Below are 24,691 nucleotides of genomic sequence, written 5' to 3'. Positions count from 1 at the left end.
AGATTATGTCTGTTGATCTAGCAAGTTTAATTATGGATGCTATGAATGTAATTGGCCGCAATGATTTATTTTCAGAGGGAAAATCTGTTGATAATCATTCAACAATAACAATTAGCTTAGGTGATATGCCTGATATTAATTTATTGGTTGTTGATGAGGTTCCTATGATCTGGTCTGTGCTTGGTGAATATGATGAAAACTTATTATCACAATGTAGCACATCACTATTATTAATCAGTATTAATAATCAAATGGAGAGTTTTTATCCTGGGCAGCCTGCTTTAGTGAAAGTCGAATCGGAATTAGAACTACGTGCCTCATTTATGCCCATTGCTTTACAAAATGGTGAATCAATGGCAAAGGCAATTGATGAATATTTCCAAATGATGAATAGCGTTCATCAACAGTTTGTTGGATAAAAAATGAACAATGTATTTTCAATATTTCATCACGCGGCTCATCCTATGCGAATACAAGGTAATATTCTTGAAGTTACGCTGCGAGATGTATTTATTGGAGAAATTTGTCTATTAAAAGATTCAATCATTAATGGTCATATTATTGGTGAAGCGATCGTGATTGGTTTCCGCAATGGTATTACGATTTTAAGTATGATGGGAAGTTCGCAAGGTTATTCTTTGCAAATAATCGTAGTACCGACGGGAAATGCTTTTTCAGTCGCTTTAAGCCCCAATGTTTTAGGGAGTATGATTGATATTAAAGGTAACTATTTATTACGCTTTAGTAATAAAAAAATAGAAGAAGAAAACTTCTATTCATATTTACCTATTGATGGTCATCCTCCCTTATTTAGTGAAAGGCGTCCTATCACCACAATTTTTGAATCAGGTGTTCGTGCAGTTGATGGATTATTAAGTTGTGGGTTAGGGCAACGAATGGGAATTTTTGCCAGTGCTGGAACGGGTAAAACAATGCTTATGAATATGTTTATCCGTTTTTCTCAAGCTGATGTTTTTGTTATCGGGTTAATTGGTGAAAGAGGACGTGAAATCACAGAGTTTGTCGAGGAATTAAAAGCAGATAAACGATGCGAAAAAACAGTATTAATTTGCTCAACCTCAGATCAACCCGCAATAGAGCGTTGTAATGCAGCATTAGTTGCCACTACAGTTGCTGAATACTTCCGAGAACAAGGCAAGAATGTCGTATTATTTATTGACTCAATGACACGTTATTGCCGAGCTTTAAGGGATGTTGCTCTTACGGCAGGCGAACTTCCTGTTCGCAAAGGTTATCCTGCTTCTGTGTTTGATAAATTGCCCGCGATCTTAGAAAGACCAGGAGTGACTCAAAAAGGTTCAATCACGGCATTTTACACTGTCTTGCTTGAAAGTGATGATGAGCCTGATGCTATAGGAGAAGAAATTCGTTCTATTTTAGATGGACATATTTATCTTTCACGAAAAATTGCCGCTTCGGGTCATTATCCTGCGATTGATATTTTAGGCAGTGTAAGCCGTATTTTTCAGCAAGTAACCCATGTTGAGCAGCAAAAAGCAGCCTTGAAAATAAGACAAATATTGATGCGTTTACAGGATATTAAATTATTACAAGAGGTGGGTGAATATCGTGCGGGTGAAAATGAGTTAAACGATCTTGCTGTAAATAAACAATCAGCAATAGAGGCTTTTCTTGTTCAATCTTTCAAAGAAAAAGCCGATTTTCAACAAACTTTGAATCAACTTTATGCGCTTACCTCTTAATCAACAGGTATTGATGAATGCTATTGCTAAGCGCCAGCAAAGAATAGAAATAGAGCAACAAAAGTATCAACAGTTAATAAAAGAAGCTGAAGACAAGAAAAAAGAACAAATGTTATTAGCTTCTGCGCTGGAAAATGAAGTCCCTATGTATGAAAAGGCAGGGCATTATTCTACTCTTTCGTTAAATCAACAAAAACGTAAACAAGCTATTGTCTTAGTGTCATTGAATATTTCTATTACTCAAATTAAGGAAATAGAGTATCAATTAGAAAAATTAAAAAAAGGAAGCCTAAAGTTACAAAAAGAAAGGGAAGTGGTGATCAAAAAACAAAATAAAATGAAGCTTTATCTTGAAAGAAAAGCATTAGAGAAAGAGTTATATATTGAAAGATTAGAACAGAACGAAATACAGGAGATGGTATTGTATGATATTAATAAAGACTGATAATGTTATCTTGAATACAAATTTATCCAATGAAAAAAATAGTGAGAATAAGTCTGTTTTTTCTAAAAAATCATCACTTTCTTCTGCTGATTTGCAATTATCAATGTCTGATGATGAACGTATTTCCTCTAAAAATCTCAGTAAGATAAAACAAAAATTAGATGATTTTTATCATCTAAATCATCAAGATGATATTGATCTAAAAAATCATCTAAAAACAAAATCCAACAAGATAAAATCTAAAGATGAAAAGGAAGAAACCGATTTTTTAAATTTAGAAGGATTATTATTAACCCAAAGAAAAATATCTTCACAAATTTTCTCTCATGTAAAGAAAGTGAAAATAGAAAAAAAATCACTATTAGATCATGAAAGTAAAAAAATACCGATTTCTTCTAATATAACAGTGGAAAGTGATTTTAAATCAACTAAAGGCATAAGTATTAGCCCTTCTGATGGTAAGAAGGAAAGTAAACTAGATATTAATGAGTTAGGTTTTCTTGGTGAAAAGAATGCCGTCAATCAGAAACTAGAAAGTGTAGAAAAAAAGAAAGACATTGATCCTAATGTAGTAGAAGTAGATAACAAAATTAAGCCTTATAAGGCTATAAAAAACAATGAAAAACAAGTAAAAAATAAACAGTATCCTTATGAAGGGAAACGCTCTTTTTCTGAAGGTAATACTGCATTTAAAATAAAAGAAAATGCATCAGATATTCACAATAATATAATAGAAAAATCACATTATTCAGCCTATGAAAATAATCATTCAAGCAGTAAGAAAATAGAGAAAAATGATCTTTCATTTGATGCTGTAAGACAAAAATTAAATATAGATAAATTGGATGAAAAAAAAGTAAAGGAAGAAGTTAATGATATATCTATGTTCAATAATATAAAACCAGAGTATCAACAGAAAATACAAGAACCCTTAATAGATAAAAAACTGCTTGATATACCTGCTTTAAGTCTTCTTTATAAAGAAGTATCAAAGATGACTCAACCTCCTAGTATTACTTATGTTTTTAAAAAATGGGGAAGTGAGCTTCATCAGATGAAAATTAATTTTGATATCAATAAAAAGATCGAATTGATTGCTTCAACTGGACGTGTTTATCAATCCTCTTTAGACAACTTTAATCAATATCAAGGGCGATTAGCGCTTTCATTAGAAAATGATAATTCTCATTGGCAGATTAATACAATTGAATCTTTCGATGATAAAGAAGATGAAAAATGATCTTATCAGATGTTAAAGAGAGTATTAGTCAGGATCAAAATAGCAATTCAATGAGAATTCTATCTTCTTTATACGAAGCGCAATTTCCTATCGCATCTGCTTATTATTTTAAAATAAAAGGGAAGAATACATTAGGTTTATTTACAGGGCTTGTTGCCGTTAACCAAGCCATGGATAACTTGTATGCTGAAAAAAAAATAGATTGGGAGACGGTTCCTGAAGCTTATCTTCGCGTTCTATTCTCACAGAAATGTTCACAATTATTGTTTCCTTTTTCGAAAGAAGAGATGTCAGTAACTGTAGATAATATCTGTTTAGGAGAGCAGAAAAAAGTTAGTTATCCCTTTGTTAATACCTCAATAGGAGATGTATTTATTTGCTCTTTTGAGGGGCATTATGAATGGATGTTGTCCTCAAAAAATGAAATAAATGCTATTGCTCAATTCCAGCTCGGTAATAGCAAAATGTCTGTTTCGTTATTAAAAACCCTTTCTTTGGGCGATATTTTGCTGATTGATAGTATTGATTCTTCACTGATTATTGGTGAAAAAAAATGGATGAGTTATCAATGGCAAGAAGGAGAAAATACGGTGGTTTTAGAAGAAGAGTTGCTGAATAATGAAGTAGAGAAAGAAGCATTAATAGACGATATTGATACAAATATAGCGACACAAGACAATAGGGATTTAAAATCAATTGGTACTATTCCCATCACCCTGTCTTTTTTACTCGAAAGTAAAGTATTACCTATTGAGGAAATTGAAAAACTAGCTATAGGGCAACAAATTATATTATCTGATAATGCCTCACGACATATTACATTAGTTGTTAATGGTGTTGCTATTGCTCAAGGGGAATTAATTAAAGTGGGTGAACGATTAGCTGTGGAAATTCAACGTTCCCATTTATTGCAAGACTAAATATATGGAAAGCTCAACAACGCTCATTTTAACGTTAGCACTAGCAACATTAGCTCCTTTTATTATTGCTGCTGGAACCTGCTACTTAAAATTTTCTATCGTACTTGTTATGACTCGTAATGCTTTAGGTGTTCAACAAGTACCTTCTAATATGGCACTCAATGCGATTGCATTAATGATGGCTTTGTTTGTTATGACACCAATAGCAAAAAATACCTATCAATATCTTATTGAAAATCCGGTTGATATAACCTCTCCCGATTCTTTTGAGCGATTTTCTGATGATGCATTAGAGGAATATAAACAATATTTGTACAAATATTCTGATCCTGAATTATTAGATTTTTTTGAACAAGCACAAGGCAATCGACCTGATAGCTATGGCGAGAAAGAAAATATAGAAAAATCGTTGTTATCACTACTTCCCGCATATGCATTAAGTGAAATAAAGTCTGCTTTTATTATTGGTTTTTATCTTTATCTACCTTTTATTGTTATTGATTTAGTTGTTTCTTGTATTTTATTAGCGTTGGGGATGATGATGATGAGCCCAGTCACATTATCAGTGCCATTAAAATTAATTTTATTTATCGCTATGGATGGTTGGACTCTATTAGCTAAAGGACTAATTAATCAATATCTTGAACTCATGGCGGTAAGGTAATGGATATGGTTTATGCGGCAAATAAAGCCGTTTATTTAGTGATATTACTTTCAGCAGGACCTATTGCCATTGCGACATTCATTGGATTGGCGATTGGTTTATTACAGACCATTACACAAATACAAGAACAGACATTGCCTTTTGGTGTAAAACTTGTTGGTGTTTTTGTTTGCTTATTAGTCACTATGGGGTGGATGGGTGATAAAATATTAGTGTATGCAAAAGAGATGATGACGCTAGGATTTGCAGGATAAATAATATGTTAATACTGCTAGGGTATATACAGGCTTATTTAGTTGATCTTTTTTTACTTGTTGCAAGATTATTTCCTATCTTTCTTTTTATTCCTTTTTTAAACAGTCGTATTCTTAATAGCCAATTATTAAAATATATCATTATTTTTTATATCGCTATGGGAATTAGACCCAGCATTATTATTACAGATGAAATAAGAAATATATGGGAAATAATATTATTAAGTGAATTACTTCTTGGCGTTTTAATTGGGCTTCTTTTTGCCACTCCATTTTGGATTGCGTCTGCATTTGGCGAATTTGTTGATAACCAACGGGGTGCTAGTATTGGGGATACTATCAATCCAACTACGGGAATTGAGTCTTCTGAATTTGCTTCATTAACGGGTTTATTTTGTGCTGCCTATTTTTTATCGATAGGTGGCCTAACCTTATTGATGAGTACGATAAAAGATAGCTATGATGTATTTCCTATTGGCTATTTTAACAAAGAAATTGGTTATTCTTTCATTGGGCACTGGCTAAATAATATGGTTCGTACTGCACTTGTTTTGGTTTCACCTGTACTGATTATTATGTTTTTGAGCGAAGTGGCATTGGGGGTTTATTCTTTATTTTGTCCTCAGCTAAATGCATTTTCACTATCATTATGTATAAAAGGAATTATTGCCTTTATATCATTACTGCTTTTCTTTACTTCGGCGATGACCACAGAGCTTTATGAATTTTTTAATAATAGATACTTTTATACGATTTTTATGAGTATTTATCATGGCTGAAAAAACAGAAAAGCCCACCCAGAAAAAACTCGATGACTCTGCAAAAAAAGGGCAAAGTTTTAAGAGTAAAGAGCTGACATCAGGGCTTGTCTATCTTATTGGTGTTATATATTTATTTCATCAAGTAAATTTAGATGAATTTAGTCGCTTTTATCAATCATTGTTACTCAATCCAATGAATATTACATTAAAGAGCTATACAGGTGTTATCTATCGACTCTTTTTTGATATTGTTTTACCCATCTTACTGGTAACTTTTTTATCTGGTGCGATCCCTTCTTTATTTAGTTCACGATTTAAGCTTGCGACTGAAGCCATTAAAATTGATATTAATCATATTAATCCAATATCCGGATTTAAAAAAATATTTAGCATAAGAACAATAAAAGATCTTTTAAAAACATTATTATTTATAGTTATATTTTTAATTACTTGTTATGTTTTTATTATTTTACATAGTACGGAAATATTTATATTATACCGCTCGAATTTAAATGTTATTATTGATAAATGGTGTTCACTCGTCGTTAATTTTGTATTTGTATTTTTTATTCTTTCAATACCTATTCTTATTTTAAATATTATTGCTGATTTCTTTATCTTCATGAAAGATATGATGATGGAAAAACATGAAGTTAAACAAGAATATAAGAATATGGAAGGTGATCCTGAAATAAAATCAACTCGACGGCAGTTCCATCAGGAATTACTTGATGAACCCATGAAAAAAGTGATCCGGGATTCATCTGCCGTTATTGTCAATCCAACCCATGTGGCGGTTGGTATCTATTTTGATCCTGATAATGGAATTATGCCTTTAGTTTCACTAGGTTGCATCAATGATAAAGCATTGGCAGTGAAAGCTTATGCTAAAAAAGTGGGAACACCTGTTGTTCGTTATCCTGAGCTGGCGAGAAAAATTTATCATAAATATCATTTATTTGATGTAATGATAGATCAAGATTTATTAGATGTTATGGATATTCTTATTTGGCTTAAGAGAATAGAAAATGAAGGATTATTAAGAGAAGAGATGGATTATACAAATTATTGATTGCTTTACATGATGCATTCGATGTTTTAATTATAAAAATAATGCATTTGTATTTATAAATATAGGCGTGTGTTTTATTAAAGTAATTAATTAATAATCATCCTAGAATTTTACTATTAATTATTCATCATCGATGAAAGGATTAAAATAATGTCATTACATGAAAAAATGTCAAAAAAAGAACTTGATCAATTAGCAAACTATATTGTTTCCATTGTTCAAAATGGAACATCAATCAAGGATGAAGGTGCTATTCCAGAAGGATTTATGGAAGGAATTTATTCATTTGCTTATGACTTCTACCAGAAAGGAAAACTGGATGAAGCTGAGGCTATTTTCAAATTTTTATGCCTCTATGATTTCTATAATGTCGATTACATTATGGGATTAGCCGCAGTTAAACAACTAAAAAGACAATATCAACCTGCTATTGATTTTTATGCACTTGCTTATTTAAATGCTAACAAAGATTATCGACCTGTTTTTTATGCTGGACAATGTAATTTATCTTTAGGTGATAAAGAAAAAGCAAAATATTGTTTTGATCAGGTTTCAAAAAACATTAATGATGAATCAATAAAAGAAAGAGCATTAATCTATTTAGAATCATTAAAAGATGTTCCTCTTATCATTCTTGATGAAAATAAGGAAGAACAACATGAGTGAAATATATAAAACTAATAGATCTGATAATATGATTAATTCTATTCCACTTCCTTCAATGGAAGTGGAAAAGGTGACTAAAGGATCAACCCAACAAGCACAACGAATTAACGCGTCGAGTGAGCATATTGTCTCTTTACAACTTAAAGGTAAAGATGATCAAACGTTAGCACCGATTCTTAGACTACCTGTTGAAAGTAAAAGAATAACTCAACGAATTGATTTCGAAAATGAATCTCAATTTAAAACAAAATCATTTTCTACTCAAAAAACAAAAACAGGTATTGACGAACATAACAATAATAAAGGTGAAATTGATCAAAATAGACAGGTTTTTTCACATGTAGAAGAAAAAAAAGATAATATTCAAGTCAATAAAAAGAATGACTATGATGAAAATAAGGAGACTCAATTCGCTGGAAAAAATGTTTCACACTCTCCTTCTTTTATTTCTGCACCTTCAGAAAGTAAAAAATCAAATAAAGATTATGATTTTTTATTTTTACAACTCTCATATCAAAATATTATTCATCAAAATGTATTAGATAGGATTAAAGATCCCGATAAACTTGAATATTATATGGATAAGCTAGATAGATTATCCAAAGGTATTAATGGATTAAGGGATGATTTTCGAAAAATATTAAATGAAATTAAAAACAATAAAGATGCTCTTGTTGATTATTGGATGGAATTTTTTAATCAAATAAAAAACAATAATTTTAAAACAGAAGAAGATGTTTATAATTTTTTAAAGAATAAAAATATTCCTAAATCACTTATTAACGAATTATTATCAGATAATATTAAATCAAAATCAGATATGGAAAGTTTACTTAAAAAAACTTTTCCATTCTTAAATCTACCTAATGATATTTCTAATATTTCATTGGATGATCTAGATAAATTATACAATCAGTTATTTCATTTTTTTGAAGATGCTTTTAAATACATGCCTGATGTTTCACTCAGTGAAGATAAAATAAATAAAATAACGTCTCATACTGATGAATTAAAAGCATTAATTAATAAAAAAGAAAATGAATCAATAAAAACAAAGCTTGAGAAAGCAAAAGAGGTTTATCGTGAATTAACCGTATCTCAAAGTGCATTAGAGCTTGAGATTATGTCTGACACATTGTCAGGTATGGCGCTACTGACTTTTCTATTAGCAAAAACAAGAGAGCTAACATTGAAAGTCATGCTACAACGCTCTGAAGGCGAGCAAAAGCTATTTGATGAAATGCAGGACGTGACCGAAAAATCATTAAAAGATAAAATAGAAGATCAAAAAGCACAAATAAAAAAACAAGAAGAAATTCAATTTTGGGCAGGTATTGGTTTAAAAATATTAGGTGGATTACTGACTTTAGTTGCTGGGATTGCTTCTGTTTTTACAGCAGGCGCTTCGATGGCGCTAATGGGAATTGCAGTTGCACTATTTGTTGCTGATGTGGCTTTAACGGTTGCTGATGAGGTTTATCAAGCGGTAAACAACAAATCCTTTATGGATGAAATAATGGGGCCCATTTCAGAAGCCGTAATGAGCGCAATAGATAGCATTGTTGATTTTCTCGCTGATGCGCTTAACTCTACATTAGACGTATTAAAAAATATTGGCTTAGAAAAAATAGTCAATGAATTAAAAGCCGCGATACAAGATAAAATAAAAATCGCATTAAAGATTTTAATCACTACCGCGTTATTTGTTGCCGCAATTGGATTAAGTTTTATTGTTGGTTCTGCTGCTAATGCAATATCTGGAGTTGCAAAGAAAATAGTGAACCAACAGATGCGAGATACGCTAAAAAAAGTATTGCATGATTCTCTAGAAGCAATGTTAGGTAAGATGATCAAAGAAATTATTATCGAAACTTTTGAAAAAGTGATGGAGAAAATTAATAAGCTACTAGCTAAAGAAATATCTGATAAAGCATTGACTATGCTAAATAGAACCGTCGTTGTTTCTAAATTAGTGAATTCAACAGCAATAAATGCCGTTAATATTTACAGCACAACCATCTCGACAAAAATATTACAATCAATCGCAGATAGTAAAAAAATAGAGGCAATATTAGATCTTATTCAAAAATTAATGGATAAGATTATGGAAAGTTATCATGAAAATATTGATGCCATTACTGAGATATTAAAAAATATGAGTCAGCAATCTTCAATAAGTAATAAAGCAAAATCAGATATGATAAGAAATATGTCTTTCTAAATTAGAATAAACAAGAGGTTTATATGGCAACGCCAAGCATTAGTCCATCAAATGAAAATAGAATTAATACTAACTATCAAAATGAAGATGTTAATTTAAATATTGATGAGGTAAAAATAGAATATAATAGATCGGAAAGTAGCCTCACTAATAAATTGAAAATTTTAATTGAAAATGCCAAAAAAGATATTAATAAAACTATTCCTGTTTTATCTGAACCTGAAATTAAGAAACCTAATATAAAAATATTATTAGATGAGTTGGATGTTAATCTTCCTATAGATAAAAATAAAATTATAAAAAATACGGGACAATTTAATTTTATTTCAGATGAAATGATGAATTTAATTAACCTCATTGTTAAATATTTAGAGGCAATGATAAAGAAATTTGAAGCATCAAGAGAATTAGGGGCAACTTTGATGACGGTTGAACTCAATATGGCAGATCAGATGAAGGATAACCTTAATAAAAAAGCCAGTATTATGCTAACTGCGGCAATTAGCAGTGCAGCTGTGTCAATGACGATCCATGGTTTAGGCGCCTTTACTTCCATTAAAGGTATGGGGAAAGAGCTCATTGGTCACTCTAATCCGATGATGGTGAAAGGGACATTAATAACGGCGACTGCCGATCCTTTAGCGCGTATTGCGGATCAATCATTACAAATTAATGCGATCAAAATTGATGGCAAACAAAAAGTATTAGAGGCTCGCAGTAGTACAACCAATCATGTTATTAATAATAATAATGAGCTCCAGCGTGAAGTCGCTGAAATTATCAAAGCATTATTACAAGCGATTGAAGCTATTATTCACGCAAATCAAGATGCCGCTTCTTCTATTGGCTCCAATGTAAGAGGATAAATAATGCATAAAGTTATTTATCAAGGGGGTGCTAATACACATTTTGATAGTTATTCTACTTTAAAAATCAATGATATCAGTGGATCTAAGCGTCACTATTCTGAAAAAGAAGTTTGTGAATTATTAGAAAAGATACAGCAAGAATATAAAGATATCTATATTGATAAAGGGTTAAATAGTAAAGAAAATATAAGTATTAACTCTCAAGAATCATCTCTTATTTTAAAGAGGAAATATGATAAAAATTGTTTTAATAATAAAAAAATAATTCAAGAGGTTAATAAGATATCGTCGATAATAGAAAAAGCCCCTCCATCGGGCAAATCAACGACAGATTCACTGCACGATCTCTTTAATGAAGTTAAACAATCTATCGTAGTGGGTAAACATGACTATTTAGATATATTGAAATCTATTTTCTCTAATTATATGGACTATGTTAAAGAGTTACGAGAAGCCATTTCTTCATTAAGTCAATATACAAAAGCAGGAAAAAAAGATGGATACATTGCGATTAATTATGTGAAATTCTATGAAGGATTAAATTCTGTTGTAAAAAAATATAAAAGCATGAGGGAGAAAGATTCTTTTTTCTATAATAGAATGCTATTTTCTTATTTAGGTGATGGAAAATATCACCGTCAATTTAATAATAATGAAATTTTTTACAAAAATAAAAATCAAGTAGAAACTTCAATTAAATCAGTGGAGAAGATTTTAAAAGGAATAAAAGGTATTAATATTACACTATCACATTTTCCTGTGAAATTAGATAAAAATGCATTAGTTGAAAGGGAGACGTCTCCTCCTATTAAAACTGAAAAGTTGGAGAAAGACAAAAAAGAATATCCATTAAATAAAGAGATGAATCAAAGGGCGCTATTACTGCCTGATAATTGTGATATTGACATAGAGTGTCTGTGTTCAATTGATTTTTCTGATATTGATAAATTGATAGATCTTTTTGAACCTTATCTTGCTTCACTGGGGGTTTTATCAGAGACAAAATTAAAAGAGAAAAGAGAGTCATTGGTAAAAGATCGAGCACTTGAAGTAAATCGAAGAGCAGAAATAATAAAATCTAAAGATCATAAAGGATTTATAATACCGTTGATTGATATTGATGAAGAGATGGGAAAAATTATTGAGGAAAATGATAATAAAATAAAAAATAGCAATATATATCATGATAAATTGCAAACTGAATTTGATTTATTTAAAAAGTCATTAGATTCTGTAGAGAAAAGAATTAATGCGAATATGGATGAACTCTCTAAAAAGTTTAGTTCAGCAAATAGTAATTATGATAATTTTATCAAAATAATCAGTAGTACCATGAATACTCTACTTGAAATGGCAAAAGGATTTTTACGATATTAACTTTAGATTGATAAAAAATAATAATTAAGACTCATTTTTGACTTTATAAAAAGACTTAATAATGCTGCTACTTAACATGCAACTTTGGAATATATTAATTCTAAGTTGCTTCTTTTATTATTAATAATATAAGAGGTTAGGTTATGGCTACCGCTATTGATGTCAACAATTATCATGTTGATCATAAAATATCCTTAAATTTATATTCTAATCCGATTCCGCATGATGAAGAAGTGGAAAATTTTTTAAATAATATTTATTATTCTTTAGAGGATATAAAAAAAGAAAGTAAAAATATTAACAATTCTTATTATGAAGAAAATAAGTTTACAGAGAAACAGAGATCATATATCAATGATAATATGTATGTTCAATCAAAAATGATAGAAAAAAAAGCATTGAATGATTTGAATACATTATCTCGGAGCTTACACGATAATGCTCTTAAAAAAGAGTACTCGACCGATTCATTGTTTGATCTTTTTAATGATGTAAAACAATCTATAGTTGCAGGTAAAAATGATTATCTTGATGTATTAAAAGATATATTTGCAAAGTATATGGAGTTTGTGAAAGAACTAAGAGAAATTCTTGCTTTACTGAGTGATGCAGTTAAAGCTGGGAGTAAAGACGGTTATATTAATATCGATATCAATGATTTGTTGAATAATTTACTGACTCTCAAAAGTAAATTCGGAGGTAATTTCTTTAATTTATCCATGTCTTTTACAAAAGATGCACAAGCGCATTATCATCGAGACATTAAAGGTGAGCAAATATATTATGAAAATAATCATAACGTTGATAATGCGGCGGAAGCATTAGAAAAATTATTAAATGAAATAAAAGGTGTTAAATCAGAAAAAAAAGATAACTCTATACCGCCAGATATCTCATTTGGTTTTAGTGCCAGTATTGATTTTTCATCTCTGGATAAATTAATTGATTATTTAATGAAGATGGATTCATTTCCTCATGATATTTTACAAACTGAATTTGATCTTTTGAAAAAGACATTAGATGCCTTTGAGAAAAATATTAATACTAATCTTGATGAGTTATCTAAAAAATACAGTTCTGCAAATAGCAATTATGATAATTTTGTAAAAATAGTCAGTAGCACTATGAATACTTTATTAGAAATGGCAAAAGGATTCCTACGTTTCTAACGTTATATAGAGTAATATTATGGAAGATAATACTTTTTATAAATAAAAGAGAGCTGATATATGATGAATACCAGCTCTTTTTTTATAGATAATAATTAAAATTTATATTCAATACCCAACCAGTAATTACGGCCATCTTCCATATAACCTTGAGTATATTCATAAGACTTATCAAAAAGATTGTTTACAGAAGCATTAGCAGAAACACCATATCCAAAATCATAATCTAAACGAAGGTCAGTTTTGGTATAACCTGTCAGTTTGTCATTTTCATCAATGCGGTTATAGGTCCAGCTTTGTGCTTCTTCCATAATGGTAAAGCGAACCTGTTCAGCAGGAATAAATGTTATCCACATATAGGCTTTATGTTTTGGTAAACCTTCAACGTGTGCTATTTGTTTAGGATCGCTATGGATATAGCTGTAATTTAAGCCTAGCTCTAACCAATCTGTCACATTACCTTTAGTACCTAAATCAAGCCCAACATAGTCAACACGCCCACTATTTTGGTTTTGGAAGAATGCGTTGCCACCGCGATAAACGGTATGTGCCATAATTGCATCACTGACTCGGTTATAGTAAATACTGGTTTGGTAACCCCATTTATCTGTAATGTGTCCTTCATAGGTTAAGTCGAAAGATAATGCACGTTCAGGATCTAAATCTGGATTGATGATCCCTTTAGAACCATCTTTGGGTTTTTCACTTGTATAACGCTCTTTTTGTGTAGGGAAACGGCTACGATCAGACACAGAGAAACGTACAACATCATCATTAGCTAATGAATATTTTGCCATCATTTCCCAGTTAAAGGCTGTTTGCTTGTTATCATCAGCGCCTTTATCAGTCTCAACGCTATCGCGCCAGTCATAGCTAATTGCACCCACTAAATCGAGATCGTTAGTGACCACCCATTGATATTCTGTTGCTAAAGACCACGTTCTATCTTTATAACGCATCCAATCACCATTTTTCTCTTTCTGAGAACGGTGAACGTCATCTTTCCAGTGAGCAGCGAAAGAGAGTAGATCATTTTCACGAGTATCGATACCTAATTGCAATGCGGCTCCGGTGCTGTAGTCGTCATAGTGACTGTAATCAGGTGTATCGCCTTTTTTAGGATACATATAAAGGGTATTTTCAAATTTATCGTGATAAGCACGACTTTGTAATTTCATACCATCCGTAATTTGAGTAGTACCGCTATAGTAATAGCTTTCTTTGTTGTAATCCGGCCATGCCCAATATTTAAATTTACCTTTACCTAATGTTGATGGTGGGCTATTTTTTTCACCGTCTTGTTTTACATAAGTTAGGGTATATTCGTCAGAAGCGCGTGGTGTCCAACCCACTTTTATCATGCCACGTTTATCATCTGTTGCTGAATTATCACGACGTCCATGAGTGCCTGCTGCCGCATTATTTTCATCAGCACCGGGAATTGGAGTAAAACGTTGTTTTAATTGGCTACCACTAATTTGAATAAATCCTAAATCATTACGTACACCTAAGCGTGCACTCATATTGTGTGCATAATCAGCACCACGAGCAAAACCTTGAGAATAAGCAATGCTTCCTTCTAATGGTTTTTTCGGCGTCGCAGTGGTGATATTAATTGCACCACCCATTAAGTTAGGGCCTTGCAATAATGAGGTATAGCCTTTGTTGACTTCAATGCTCGCCAGATCGTTTGTGGTAAAACGTGCCAAGTCTAAGTTGCCATCATAAGGAACATAAGTTGGAATACCATCAAAGAATACAGGCAGTTGGCGGCTATCAAACCCACGCACTTTAATGGTGTACTCATTACGGTTACCCGATTTTTGCATTACAACACCGGGTAATGTTGAAATTGCTTGTGCCGCATTGACCTTATTTTGTTCAAGCATTTGTTCTTGCGTTAATATATCTGGATTTGCTGCAATTGGGCTACTCCATACGGTTAATAAGTCGGGAGTAGATTGTCCATAAGTGGTGTCAGCAAGTGTAATACTGGGTAAGAGAGCAAGAGATAAACAGTAGCATAGAGGTTTTAATTTCATCATTCCAATCTCAGTTTATAATCTATATATAATTTTTTATATAACGATATGCGTAAAAATAAATGAATAAAAAGAGTGCTGCATCTGTTAGCACTCGGTTTTTTTATAAAATAAAGCAACAAACTCATATAAAAGAAGTTCAGCAAAGATGTTCCTCTATGCCACTACAACTATTTCCTTGTTATCACTTCTGTTACATTGAATTGATGTTGTGTTTATTTATTATTAATTAAATATGTAAATATTCACTTACTTATAAGTTATTATTTTTATTTAATCTTTTTTGTAAAGACGAACTTTAATATCCGTAGGTGGAGCATAATAAGGTGAAGACGTTACCATTAAGGTAATGCCCGTTTGTGCATATTTTTCGATAGTATTGAGGTTAATACCGCCAGCAACAGAAAGATGACAATGTGGTGCAATATGTGGCACTTCTTGTTGTAGCAGTGCGATATTTTCAATAGAGAACTTATCGAGCTGTAAAATATCAGGCTGTGCTTTTAACGCCTCCCTTGCTTGTTCAATATTATCAACTTCTACAACAATGCATTTTTCAGGTGCAGCTTGGCGTAACTGCTTAACATGCTGTGCCCAATTATTTGGTTCTGATAAAAATCGACGATGGTTAGTAAAGAGCAAAATAGTTTCAGAGCAACCTTGACGATGAATGACACCACCACCCGCTAGTACGGCTTGGGTCGCCAGTAATTTAGTATTAGGGATATTTTTACGTGTACACGCAATTTGCCCTTTAGGTTGATAGCGGTGATAAATATCTAGCATTCTTGCCATATAATCACTCACGCCACAGCTCCACTCAAGGACATTTTGTACCACTTTCCAGCCTTGATGTAGTGCATCAGCACGACCTTCAGCTGTGATTAAACAATCATCGGCATTAGCAAAATCACCATCTTGTTGATGTGCGGTTACTACTAATCCTAATTTTTCCAATAAGCGACAACCTAGAGTGATCCCACTGACGCAACCTGCTTCACGGCGTGTAAAGATCATTGTGCCCAGTTGATTACTAATATTCAGTGCTCGGCTGGTGAGATCACCATATTGAATATCTTCCATCAACAAATTATCAAGAAAGGCATCAGGATAATAAATCATAGAGTTAGCTCACTTTCAGGAACAACATCCCAAGAAACCATTGCCCAATCACGAGTTGGTGAAATTAGGGAAATGCCTTTTTCAATACTTTCATGATAGTAAGTTGTTAGGCGTGTAATTTCGTCTTCGCTTAAAGGCCCTACGGAGAAGTTAATACCTTCAATAAATTGTTCAAGACTATTGAAATTGCTTTGGCAATTACGGCTACGGATGTAATCCACTTTAGGGTGAATGCCCATTTGGTTTAGCATATTCACAGCATAAATGTACGTTGGAAGAGTAGGAACATTTCGACCCAGTAAGCGAATAATGCGTTGATCAACAAAGGTTGGCGAAACTGTGTGAGTGGTATAAACACGTAATTTAGCTTGGCGATTTAGTTTTAACAGCGCTGTTTTTAAATCTATGACTAATGTTGAACGTGAAGCAACGGCAATATCACAACGAGGGAGCGTATCCCAGCTATCTTCCCATGAACACGTTATAAATTCTGCGTGGTTGATTCCCGCTTGTTCAGCTCTGCGTTTAGCGACCGCTAACATCCCTGTACTGTAATCAATACCAATCGTTTTTTTGAATTTATCTGCAACATGAATACTGATAGAGCCAGGGCCACAACCTACATCTAATAGAGTTTCAGCATCGGTAAAATCCATCATTTCACGAAATTTTATTAAATAGGGATCGTTAGGATTGGCACAGGTTTCAGCCATTTTTTCAGCACGTTTGTCCCAATGTTCCGGCTCTTTTTTGGTTCTTTCTGCCTGTACCATATGGTTTTTATAAAGTTCAGCAAAATCTGTGGTTTCAATTGTGTTCATATTCTTGCCTATGGTCATTTTTATTATCAGAGTATGCGTGAAAATGCGCCTGAATATCTGTTGGTTGTACACCATAAAGGTGCGCTAAATTGTCGGGTGTCAGCAAAATATCAGGTCTATCTTGCAAAACGGGTACATGAGGTGTCAGCAAAATGACATCATCAGCCAAAGAAGCAGCATGTTGGGGGTGATGTGTAGACATAAAAACACTGATCCCTAATGCTTTTAATGCCTTAACTTGGGTAAGCAGTTTGATTTGATTACCAAAATCAAGGCTTGCCGCGGGTTCATCCATAATCAACAATTTGGGTTGTTGCACCAAAGCGCGTGCAATGAGTACCATCTGTTTTTCACCGCCACTTAAGGTATCAAAAGTTCGGTAAGTAAGATGAGAAAGCGAAAGCATTTCTAAGGTTTCCATTGCCATTGTTTTATCTTGTGAGCTTGGCATCGAAAAAAAGGAGAGATGCGCGCCTCGACCCATGACAACCATATCAATAACATTGAAAGAAAAGGGAATATGTGTTGCTTGAGGAACATACGCCACAACTTTGGCAAGTTCTGTTGGTGACCACTCACTTAGTGTTTTACCCACAATATTAATCTCACCATCAATACAAGGTATTAGGCCTAATAACGTGCGCATCAATGTCGTTTTGCCACAGCCATTGGCGCCTAATAAGCAAATTATTTGCCCTTGTTTGATATGAAAGGAGAGATCTTTAATTAAGGGTTTACCTTTGTAACCAATGGAGAGTCGATTGGCGTTAGCAATGATCATGTGCCTTTCCTCGTTCTGAGCAATAACATTAAGAAGAATGGCGCACCAATGGCGGAGGTTAAAATACCTAATGGGAGTTCAATATTGGCAATCGTGCGGGCTAATGTGTCAGTAATTAATAACATAATAGCACCAACAAGCAAGGAAACAGGGAGTTGCTGGGTGAAGTTAGCACCCACTAACAATCTGGCAATATGAGGCACAATTAAACCTAACCAGCCAATAATGCCCGCAATAGACACTGCACTTGCGGTTATTAATGTCGCAGACAAAATAAAGACAAGTCGTGTAACTTCGACATTTAAACCCAATGCTCTGGCTTCTTCATCGGAGAGACTGAGTATATTCATACGCCAACGCAGTAAAATTAACGGAATAAAGCCCACTAACATTAAAGGTGCGACAGAAAGTAAATCAGAAGCGGTAATAGTCGAAAGACCACCTAAAAGCCAAAAGGTAATTGAAGGCAATTGTGTATAAGGATCGGCGAGAATTTTCATCAATGAGATTGCGGAGCCACATAGTGCACTGATAGCAATACCGACTAATACAAGCGAAAGTACGGGATCATGTTGTTTCGCAAGTCTTGAAATAAAGTAGACTAGAGCAACTGTTGCTAAACCGCCCGCAAAAGCGAAAAGTTGAATCGACAACATGGATTGTCCAAGAAAAATACCTAAAACTGCACCGACACCAGCGCCAGACGAAACACCAAGAATATCAGGTGATACTAAAGGGTTACGAAACATGCCTTGATAAGCAGCACCTGCAATCGCCAATCCTCCACCAATTAAGATAGCAGCCAGAACGCGAGGAAATCGTATTTGCCAAAAGACCGTTTCAGTTCGGCTGTATTCCACATTACCAGTTAATTTATTACTCACTAGAGTCCACAGCTCATTGGTAGTAAGTGAATACTTACCACTAGTGATCGCAATTAACGTGACAATGGAAAATAACGCAAAAAGAAGCGTGATGCGTGCCGATTGACTCATGTATACCCCAGCAATTGCTGACATTGTTCAGTACTTAATTGTGTATGATAAAAATGAGCAAAATAATTTTGCAGATCGTAAGCGACTTGTTTTTCGATTCGAGGATCGAAATGGCTCTGTAGGCGACGCATTCCCATTAAACGATTGATACCCGGAGGGCCATCTAACCAACCAAATGGTAAGCCTTTAAACAGTAATACTTTTTTGTTTTTAACGGCTTGGAGGCTTTTCCATACAGAGTCTTGCATTATTTGCTGATAGGCATTTTCATCTTGTGTGATGATAATTTCAGGATCCCACATTAACAGCTGTTCAGGTGATACATCCGTCAACCCAGTGAAATCGGGCACATCTACCACGTTTTCAAAACCTAATGCCTCAATGGCTTCTGTATGAATTGAGCGTCTTGCACCCGTTTGTAATCCTTTTGCGCCACGAGCAAGATAAAAACGCGGGCACACTTTTTGTTCAGAAACAAATAGGGCTGCATCACTAAGGTATTGTTCTGCAATTAGCGCTAATGTTTCTGCTTTTTCTGTAACCCCTAATAAAGCCCCTGTTTGGCGCAATTGGGCAGGACTATCTTTTAATGTGCCATCAATTAACACATAAGGTACACCCGTTTGATCGGAAACTCGTTTTGCTAATGAGCGATAGGTTTCATCTACATTTCCACTATCAATAATGATATCGGGTTCTAGTGTTAGTAAGGCTTCTAAAGATAGGGTGCTTCCTCGTCCTGACAAACGTCCTAAACGGGGTAATTTGCGTAAGTCCTCTGCAAATAAAGGGCTTTTCTCTAAATTAAGGGATGAGAAGCCTAATAGTTTTTCAGGGGCTAATGCGAGCAATAATTGATCGGTCGGAGGCCCAGCACTGATCACGCGATGGATTGCCGTTGATGCTGGAATATGACCGAATTGTGCTGCAATACGCGAGGTTATCGCGGCTCTTACCGAATGTGGAAGTGCAGATAATGTCGCAATTGTTGTGAGGTAAGTTAGAAATTGTCGTCTGTGGATCGCCATAAGTTCACACTATTTATTGTTTTATATTGGTATCGTTGTTTCATTTATTATATAGCGAAGAATACTATATTTCCTTTGGCTTAAGTCAAGGGATAGTCAGTCAAAATCAAATCTGTGCACACATCTGAAAAACTTTATTCGAAATAGTGTATAACGTAAGGCTATAATCAGCGTTCTTGGAAAAATAAAGCGCGTATTAATACGAATGTTTTTGGATAGTTGCGATATAAAATGAAGAAAAAACGCCCCTCATTACAGGATGTAGCTTCACGTGTTGGTGTCACCAAAATGACGGTTAGTCGTTTTTTGCGTAACCCAGAACAGGTCTCCGAAGCTTTACGAGAAAAAATTGCGCGCGAGTTAGATAGTCTTAATTATATTCCTAACCGTGCTCCTGATATCTTATCTAATTCTACCAGCCATGCGATTGGGGTATTGCTACCTTCTTTAACTAACCAAGTTTTTGCTGAAGTTATTCGTGGTATTGAATCAGTAACAGATAAATACGGCTATCAAACTATGTTAGCGCACTATGGATATCGTGCTGAAAAAGAAGAAGAACGCCTACTTTCATTGCTCTCTTATAATATTGATGGGCTTATTCTTGCAGAAAGAACACACACACCAAAAACAATAAAAATGCTAGAAACAGCAGGCATTCCAGTGGTGGAAATTATGGATAGCGTTTCACCTTGTTTTGATTCTGCTGTGGGATTAGACAACATTGATGCATCACAACAGATGGTCAGTGAAATGATCAAGCGTGGTTGTAAACGTGTTATTTATCTTGGTGCAAGACAGGATGAACGTACTCTAATGCGTTTAAACGGGTACGAGAAAGCGATGCAAAATGCAGGCTTACCTACAGGTAGTGTAATGACACCAAAAAGTTCGTCGTATTCGTTAGGCGCTGAATTATTGCATGCTGCACGTAAGCAATACCCCGATTTAGATGGGCTTTATTGTACCAATGATGATATCGCCATTGGTGCTGTTTTTGAGTGCCAGCGTTTAGGTATTTCAGTGCCTGATGATATTGCTATTTCAGGTTTTCACGGACATGACGTGGGGCAAGTAATGACTCCTCGTCTGGCGAGTATCTTTACTCCACGTGATGAAATGGGGCAACAAGCAGCAGATTTATTGCTTAAACGCATGAAAGGCAAAATTGCTCGAGGACAAGTTATTGATGTTGGTTTTCGCATTATTACAGGTGAAAGCATATAAGAATTTAATATATTGATAATGTTTATATTTATCATTTAATAACCCTAGTGTTATGAAATAATTAACATTAGGGTTTTTTATTGAGCCTTAAATAAATATCTAGTCACTCCTCCAATATTTTGTTGTCAGTTTGTAGATCATCTTACTTTCATTTGAGAGTCGCCTCACATTTTCACTTCTTAGTTGATCTTCGTTGTTGTATTTACCTTACCACTTCGGATATGTTACCCGTAACAGTTACGGGTAACATTACAAAAAAGACTTAATATCTGCCTTAAAGGAGCATTCTATGAACGATACCCAATCCCTACACCATGTTTTCATCTTAATGGGGGTATCAGGCAGTGGTAAATCTGCGGTCGCAAGTGGTGTGGCACAACGTACAGGTGCTGCATTTTTAGACGGTGATTTTCTACACCCTCGCTCAAATATTACTAAAATGGCATCAGGCCACGCTTTAAATGATGAAGATCGTAAACCTTGGTTACAAGCACTAAATGATGCTGCTTTTGCGATGCAAAGAACGAATAGCGTATCGCTAATTGTCTGTTCTGCATTGAAAAAACAATATCGTGATATGTTAAGAAACGGCAATCAATGCCTGCACTTTTTATATTTAAAAGGTGACTATGAGCTGATTGAAAGTCGCTTAAAAGCACGTAAAGGGCACTTCTTTAAACCTCAAATGTTAGTGACTCAATTTGAAACCTTAGAAGAGCCAACCAACGCTGAAAATGATGTGTATGAAATTGATATTTCAATGCCACTTGATGATGTAATTGAAAGTGCAATTAATAAAATAAATTCAGTGACACAAGGGGCTTTTGAAGGGGAAACAGTATGAGTACATTAACGCTTGTGCTAACTGCGGTTGGCTCGGTTCTATTATTACTCTTTTTCGTTATGTATGCGCGTTTGCATGCATTTATTGCATTGATGATTGTTGCTATCGGTGCAGGTATTTTCTCTGGAATGCCACTTGAAAAAATCACACAAACTATGCAAAACGGAATGGGTGGAACATTAGGTTTCCTCTCTATTGTGGTCGCACTGGGTGCAATGTTCGGTAAAGTGCTACATGAAACTGGGGCATTAGACCAAATCGCAGTCCGATTATTAAAATATTTTGGTGAAAAACGAGCTAACTACGCATTGGGTATTGCAGGCTTAATTTGTGCATTACCTCTGTTTTTTGATGTTGCCGTTGTCTTATTAATTGGTGTTGTATTTGCGGTTGCTCGTCGTACTGGTGGCAATGTGGTAAAAATGGCTATCCCTCTGTTTGCGGGTGTTGCAGGTGCTGCTGCCTTCTTATTACCAGGACCAACACCAATGCTATTAGCTGACCAAATGAATGCTGATTTTGGTTGGATGATTTTAATTGGTTTATGTGCGGCTATTCCGGGCATGTTACTAGCTGGCCCTATCTTCGGTAACTTTATTAGCCGTTACGTTACCTTAGAATTACCAAAAGATTTAACTGAACCAAGTCTGGGCCAAAACAAAATGCCTTCTTTTGGTTTTAGCCTTGCTCTTGTGTTATTGCCTTTAGTGTTAGTGGGATGCAAAACCATTGGCGCACGTTTCGTTGAGGAAGGTTCTCAGTTATATAATATTCTTGAATTTGTTGGTCATCCATTTATCGCAATTCTTGTGGCTTGTTTAGTGGCTATTTACGGTCTTGCTATTCGTCGTGGTATGAGCAAAGAAAAAGTAATGGAAATCTGTTCTGCTGCAATCCAACCTGCGGGGATCATTTTGTTGGTAACGGGTGCCGGTGGTGTTTTTAAACAAGTGCTGGTGGATTCGGGTGTTGGTCCGGCATTAGGGAATGCTTTAATTGGTGCAGGTATGCCAATTGCGGTGGCGTGTTTTATTCTTGCTGGTGCTGTGCGTGTTATTCAAGGCTCTGCAACAGTAGCGTGTTTAACTGCAGTAGGTTTAGTTTTACCAGTTATCAATGAGTTGGGCTACAGTGGCGCACAAATGGCGGCATTATCAGTGTGTATCGCGGGTGGCTCTATTATTCTTAGCCATGTTAATGACTCAGGTTTCTGGTTGTTTGGTAAATTTACTGGTGCGACAGAAGCACAAACCTTAAAAACATGGTCTTTAATGGAGACTATTCTGGGTACAACAGGTGCAGTTATAGGCATGATCTTCTTCGCTTTTCTCTAATATCTAATCTTTATTTTCACATTGTTAGCGCGTCTTTTGACGCGCTTTTTTTCATTACAATAAATAACTATTAAATGTGACAGAAAATACCAAATTTCTCATTAACCTATAGGTTTCTTTATTTCGGTGGGCACACTAGGGTTGTCATATTATGGTTGACTATAATTCGCTTTTTATTAAACACACTGATTGCAATATTCACACAATCACACTTATTCGAGATTCAATTTTAGCATCAAGTAATAAGCTACAAAATAAGCTCAGTTTGCTTGATGAAATGGAACATCTCTTTAGCCAAATGTTAGATAACTCACAATCATTGACTCAATTTCTAAATGAAGTGGATGCGCATTTTACATATAGCCGAAAAGAGATAGACGATTTTTCAAGTTGGCTGAAAAAAATTAAAGATAGTGCTAGCAATATTGATAGGCTTTCCAGTCAGGCGAATATTTTATCAATTAATTCAGCAATTGAAGCTGGACACATCGGGCGTGAAGGGGCGGGATTCTCAGTCTTAGCCCAAGAGATGAAAAAATTATCATTAGAAATCCAGAAACAAGCTTCTTCTATTGCGACCATTAATAATAATTTAGGTGCTCGTTTTATTCCTGTTAAAGAAACCACAGAAAAAAACCAACAGCAGGTTCAACAAGTTAAAACACTGGTTGAAGAAGGGCATCAAAATTTAACGTCACTGTCAGAACAAGCTAGCGAGCTTAAACATATTTTTACCTTTCTTTCGATGCAACAGTTTTTTAATACGGTTAAACTTGATCATGTTTTATGGAAAGAAGCAATTTATATCCATTTATTGAATAATGATGATGAACACTGTGTTAACCAGCATACAGAGTGCCGTTTAGGCAAATGGTATTATCAAGGAGATGGCCGGAAATTCGCAGATATTGAGGCTTTTCGTCGCTTAGAAGAACCTCATAAATTAGTGCATGAATGTGGACGTTTAGCATTAAAGGCCAATATAGAAGGCAATCAAGAGGCGGTAACTCGGTATATCGAATATATGGAACAAGCCAGTGTTGATGTTATCAAGTATGTGGATGCTTTATTAAATTTCATTGATGAGTGATTAATCCACTCAATGAGAAAAGTAA

Annotated in this window: 24 protein-coding genes; 18 read left to right on the top strand and 6 right to left on the bottom strand. The window is 34.3% G+C overall.

Annotation, left to right across the window (positions count from 1 at the left end; translation table 11 throughout):
* Positions 1 to 5 precede the first annotated feature (5 nt).
* The 14 genes from GTH24_RS17945 (at position 6) to GTH24_RS17880 (ending at position 13,382) form a co-directional block, all read left to right on the top strand.
* A complete protein-coding gene (locus GTH24_RS17945) occupies positions 6 to 419 on the top strand; it encodes a type III secretion protein (RefSeq protein WP_072069124.1) in 414 nt (137 codons plus the stop codon).
* A 3-nt stretch (positions 420 to 422) separates the two neighbouring features.
* Positions 423 to 1,724, top strand: coding sequence for a type III secretion system ATPase SctN (sctN, locus tag GTH24_RS17940; RefSeq protein WP_164526788.1), 1,302 nt, complete (start codon positions 423 to 425; stop codon positions 1,722 to 1,724).
* Entirely contained in the window at positions 1,708 to 2,169 is a 462-nt protein-coding gene (locus GTH24_RS17935) for a type III secretion protein (protein ID WP_164526787.1), read from the top strand. Before sctN ends, GTH24_RS17935 begins: the two co-directional genes overlap by 17 nt.
* The gene (locus tag GTH24_RS17930; protein WP_164526786.1) at positions 2,150 to 3,409 is read left to right on the top strand and encodes a hypothetical protein; all 1,260 of its coding nucleotides are present in this window, start codon (positions 2,150 to 2,152) and stop codon (positions 3,407 to 3,409) included. The genes GTH24_RS17935 and GTH24_RS17930 overlap by 20 nt, the downstream gene beginning before the upstream one ends.
* Positions 3,406 to 4,329, top strand: coding sequence for a FliM/FliN family flagellar motor switch protein (locus GTH24_RS17925; RefSeq protein ID WP_072069118.1), 924 nt, complete (start codon positions 3,406 to 3,408; stop codon positions 4,327 to 4,329). The genes GTH24_RS17930 and GTH24_RS17925 overlap by 4 nt, the downstream gene beginning before the upstream one ends.
* A gap of 4 nt (positions 4,330 to 4,333) precedes the next feature.
* Complete coding sequence (locus GTH24_RS17920) at positions 4,334 to 4,993, top strand: EscR/YscR/HrcR family type III secretion system export apparatus protein (RefSeq protein ID WP_072069117.1); 660 nt, start codon at positions 4,334 to 4,336, stop codon at positions 4,991 to 4,993.
* Entirely contained in the window at positions 4,993 to 5,247 is a 255-nt protein-coding gene (gene sctS / locus GTH24_RS17915; RefSeq protein ID WP_072069116.1) for a type III secretion system export apparatus subunit SctS, read from the top strand. The genes GTH24_RS17920 and sctS overlap by 1 nt, the downstream gene beginning before the upstream one ends.
* Positions 5,248 to 5,252: 5 nt before the next feature.
* Positions 5,253 to 6,026: a type III secretion system export apparatus subunit SctT gene (gene sctT / locus GTH24_RS17910; RefSeq protein WP_072069115.1), complete on the top strand. Its 774-nt coding sequence runs from the start codon at positions 5,253 to 5,255 to the stop codon at positions 6,024 to 6,026.
* The gene (locus tag GTH24_RS17905) at positions 6,019 to 7,080 is read left to right on the top strand and encodes an EscU/YscU/HrcU family type III secretion system export apparatus switch protein (protein WP_072069114.1); all 1,062 of its coding nucleotides are present in this window, start codon (positions 6,019 to 6,021) and stop codon (positions 7,078 to 7,080) included. The genes sctT and GTH24_RS17905 overlap by 8 nt, the downstream gene beginning before the upstream one ends.
* A 150-nt stretch (positions 7,081 to 7,230) precedes the next feature.
* Complete coding sequence (locus GTH24_RS17900) at positions 7,231 to 7,746, top strand: SycD/LcrH family type III secretion system chaperone (RefSeq protein ID WP_164526785.1); 516 nt, start codon at positions 7,231 to 7,233, stop codon at positions 7,744 to 7,746.
* Complete coding sequence (sctE, locus tag GTH24_RS17895; RefSeq protein WP_164526784.1) at positions 7,739 to 9,967, top strand: type III secretion system translocon subunit SctE; 2,229 nt, start codon at positions 7,739 to 7,741, stop codon at positions 9,965 to 9,967. Before GTH24_RS17900 ends, sctE begins: the two co-directional genes overlap by 8 nt.
* Before the next feature lie 23 nt (positions 9,968 to 9,990).
* Positions 9,991 to 10,833, top strand: coding sequence for a type III secretion protein (locus GTH24_RS17890; RefSeq protein WP_164526783.1), 843 nt, complete (start codon positions 9,991 to 9,993; stop codon positions 10,831 to 10,833).
* A gap of 3 nt (positions 10,834 to 10,836) precedes the next feature.
* Positions 10,837 to 12,213, top strand: a complete 1,377-nt coding sequence (locus tag GTH24_RS17885; protein WP_241253991.1) for an IpaD/SipD/SspD family type III secretion system needle tip protein — start codon at positions 10,837 to 10,839, stop codon at positions 12,211 to 12,213.
* A 143-nt stretch (positions 12,214 to 12,356) separates the two neighbouring features.
* Complete coding sequence (locus GTH24_RS17880) at positions 12,357 to 13,382, top strand: IpaD/SipD/SspD family type III secretion system needle tip protein (RefSeq protein ID WP_164526782.1); 1,026 nt, start codon at positions 12,357 to 12,359, stop codon at positions 13,380 to 13,382.
* A gap of 95 nt (positions 13,383 to 13,477) precedes the next feature.
* Here GTH24_RS17880 and GTH24_RS17875 read toward each other — a convergent pair whose 3' ends face one another.
* The 6 genes from GTH24_RS17875 to GTH24_RS17850 all read right to left on the bottom strand — a co-directional run bounded on the left by GTH24_RS17875 (position 13,478) and on the right by GTH24_RS17850 (position 20,171).
* A complete protein-coding gene (locus GTH24_RS17875) occupies positions 13,478 to 15,424 on the bottom strand; it encodes a TonB-dependent receptor plug domain-containing protein (protein WP_164526947.1) in 1,947 nt (648 codons plus the stop codon).
* Positions 15,425 to 15,697: 273 nt separating this feature from the next.
* Positions 15,698 to 16,546 carry a ModD protein gene (gene modD, locus GTH24_RS17870; protein WP_072069107.1) on the bottom strand — a complete coding sequence of 283 codons (849 nt, stop codon included), beginning with the start codon at positions 16,544 to 16,546 and terminating at the stop codon, positions 15,698 to 15,700.
* Entirely contained in the window at positions 16,543 to 17,367 is an 825-nt protein-coding gene (locus GTH24_RS17865) for a class I SAM-dependent methyltransferase (RefSeq protein WP_164526781.1), read from the bottom strand. The genes modD and GTH24_RS17865 overlap by 4 nt, the downstream gene beginning before the upstream one ends.
* A complete protein-coding gene (locus GTH24_RS17860) occupies positions 17,354 to 18,148 on the bottom strand; it encodes an ABC transporter ATP-binding protein (RefSeq protein ID WP_072069105.1) in 795 nt (264 codons plus the stop codon). Before GTH24_RS17860 ends, GTH24_RS17865 begins: the two co-directional genes overlap by 14 nt.
* Entirely contained in the window at positions 18,145 to 19,143 is a 999-nt protein-coding gene (locus tag GTH24_RS17855; protein WP_115350277.1) for a FecCD family ABC transporter permease, read from the bottom strand. Before GTH24_RS17855 ends, GTH24_RS17860 begins: the two co-directional genes overlap by 4 nt.
* Positions 19,140 to 20,171, bottom strand: coding sequence for an iron ABC transporter substrate-binding protein (locus GTH24_RS17850; RefSeq protein ID WP_164526780.1), 1,032 nt, complete (start codon positions 20,169 to 20,171; stop codon positions 19,140 to 19,142). Before GTH24_RS17850 ends, GTH24_RS17855 begins: the two co-directional genes overlap by 4 nt.
* A gap of 231 nt (positions 20,172 to 20,402) precedes the next feature.
* Here GTH24_RS17850 and gntR point away from each other — a divergent pair, with 231 nt between their 5' ends.
* The 4 genes from gntR (at position 20,403) to GTH24_RS17830 (ending at position 24,666) form a co-directional block, all read left to right on the top strand.
* On the top strand, positions 20,403 to 21,398 hold the full coding sequence (gene gntR, locus GTH24_RS17845; protein ID WP_115350275.1) for a gluconate operon transcriptional repressor GntR: 996 nt from the start codon (positions 20,403 to 20,405) through the stop codon (positions 21,396 to 21,398).
* Between the two features lie 289 nt (positions 21,399 to 21,687).
* The gene (gene gntK, locus GTH24_RS17840; RefSeq protein ID WP_164526779.1) at positions 21,688 to 22,242 is read left to right on the top strand and encodes a gluconokinase; all 555 of its coding nucleotides are present in this window, start codon (positions 21,688 to 21,690) and stop codon (positions 22,240 to 22,242) included.
* Positions 22,239 to 23,576, top strand: coding sequence for a gluconate transporter (gene gntU / locus GTH24_RS17835; protein WP_072069100.1), 1,338 nt, complete (start codon positions 22,239 to 22,241; stop codon positions 23,574 to 23,576). Before gntK ends, gntU begins: the two co-directional genes overlap by 4 nt.
* Before the next feature lie 151 nt (positions 23,577 to 23,727).
* Positions 23,728 to 24,666 carry a methyl-accepting chemotaxis protein gene (locus tag GTH24_RS17830; RefSeq protein WP_072069099.1) on the top strand — a complete coding sequence of 313 codons (939 nt, stop codon included), beginning with the start codon at positions 23,728 to 23,730 and terminating at the stop codon, positions 24,664 to 24,666.
* Positions 24,667 to 24,691: the final 25 nt, after the last annotated feature.

The organism is Proteus vulgaris (assembly GCF_011045815.1).
GTDB classification, from domain to species: domain Bacteria; phylum Pseudomonadota; class Gammaproteobacteria; order Enterobacterales; family Enterobacteriaceae; genus Proteus; species Proteus vulgaris_B.
The sequence above is the reverse complement of the archived record's forward strand: the minus strand, read 5'-3'. Positions and strand labels throughout refer to the sequence as shown.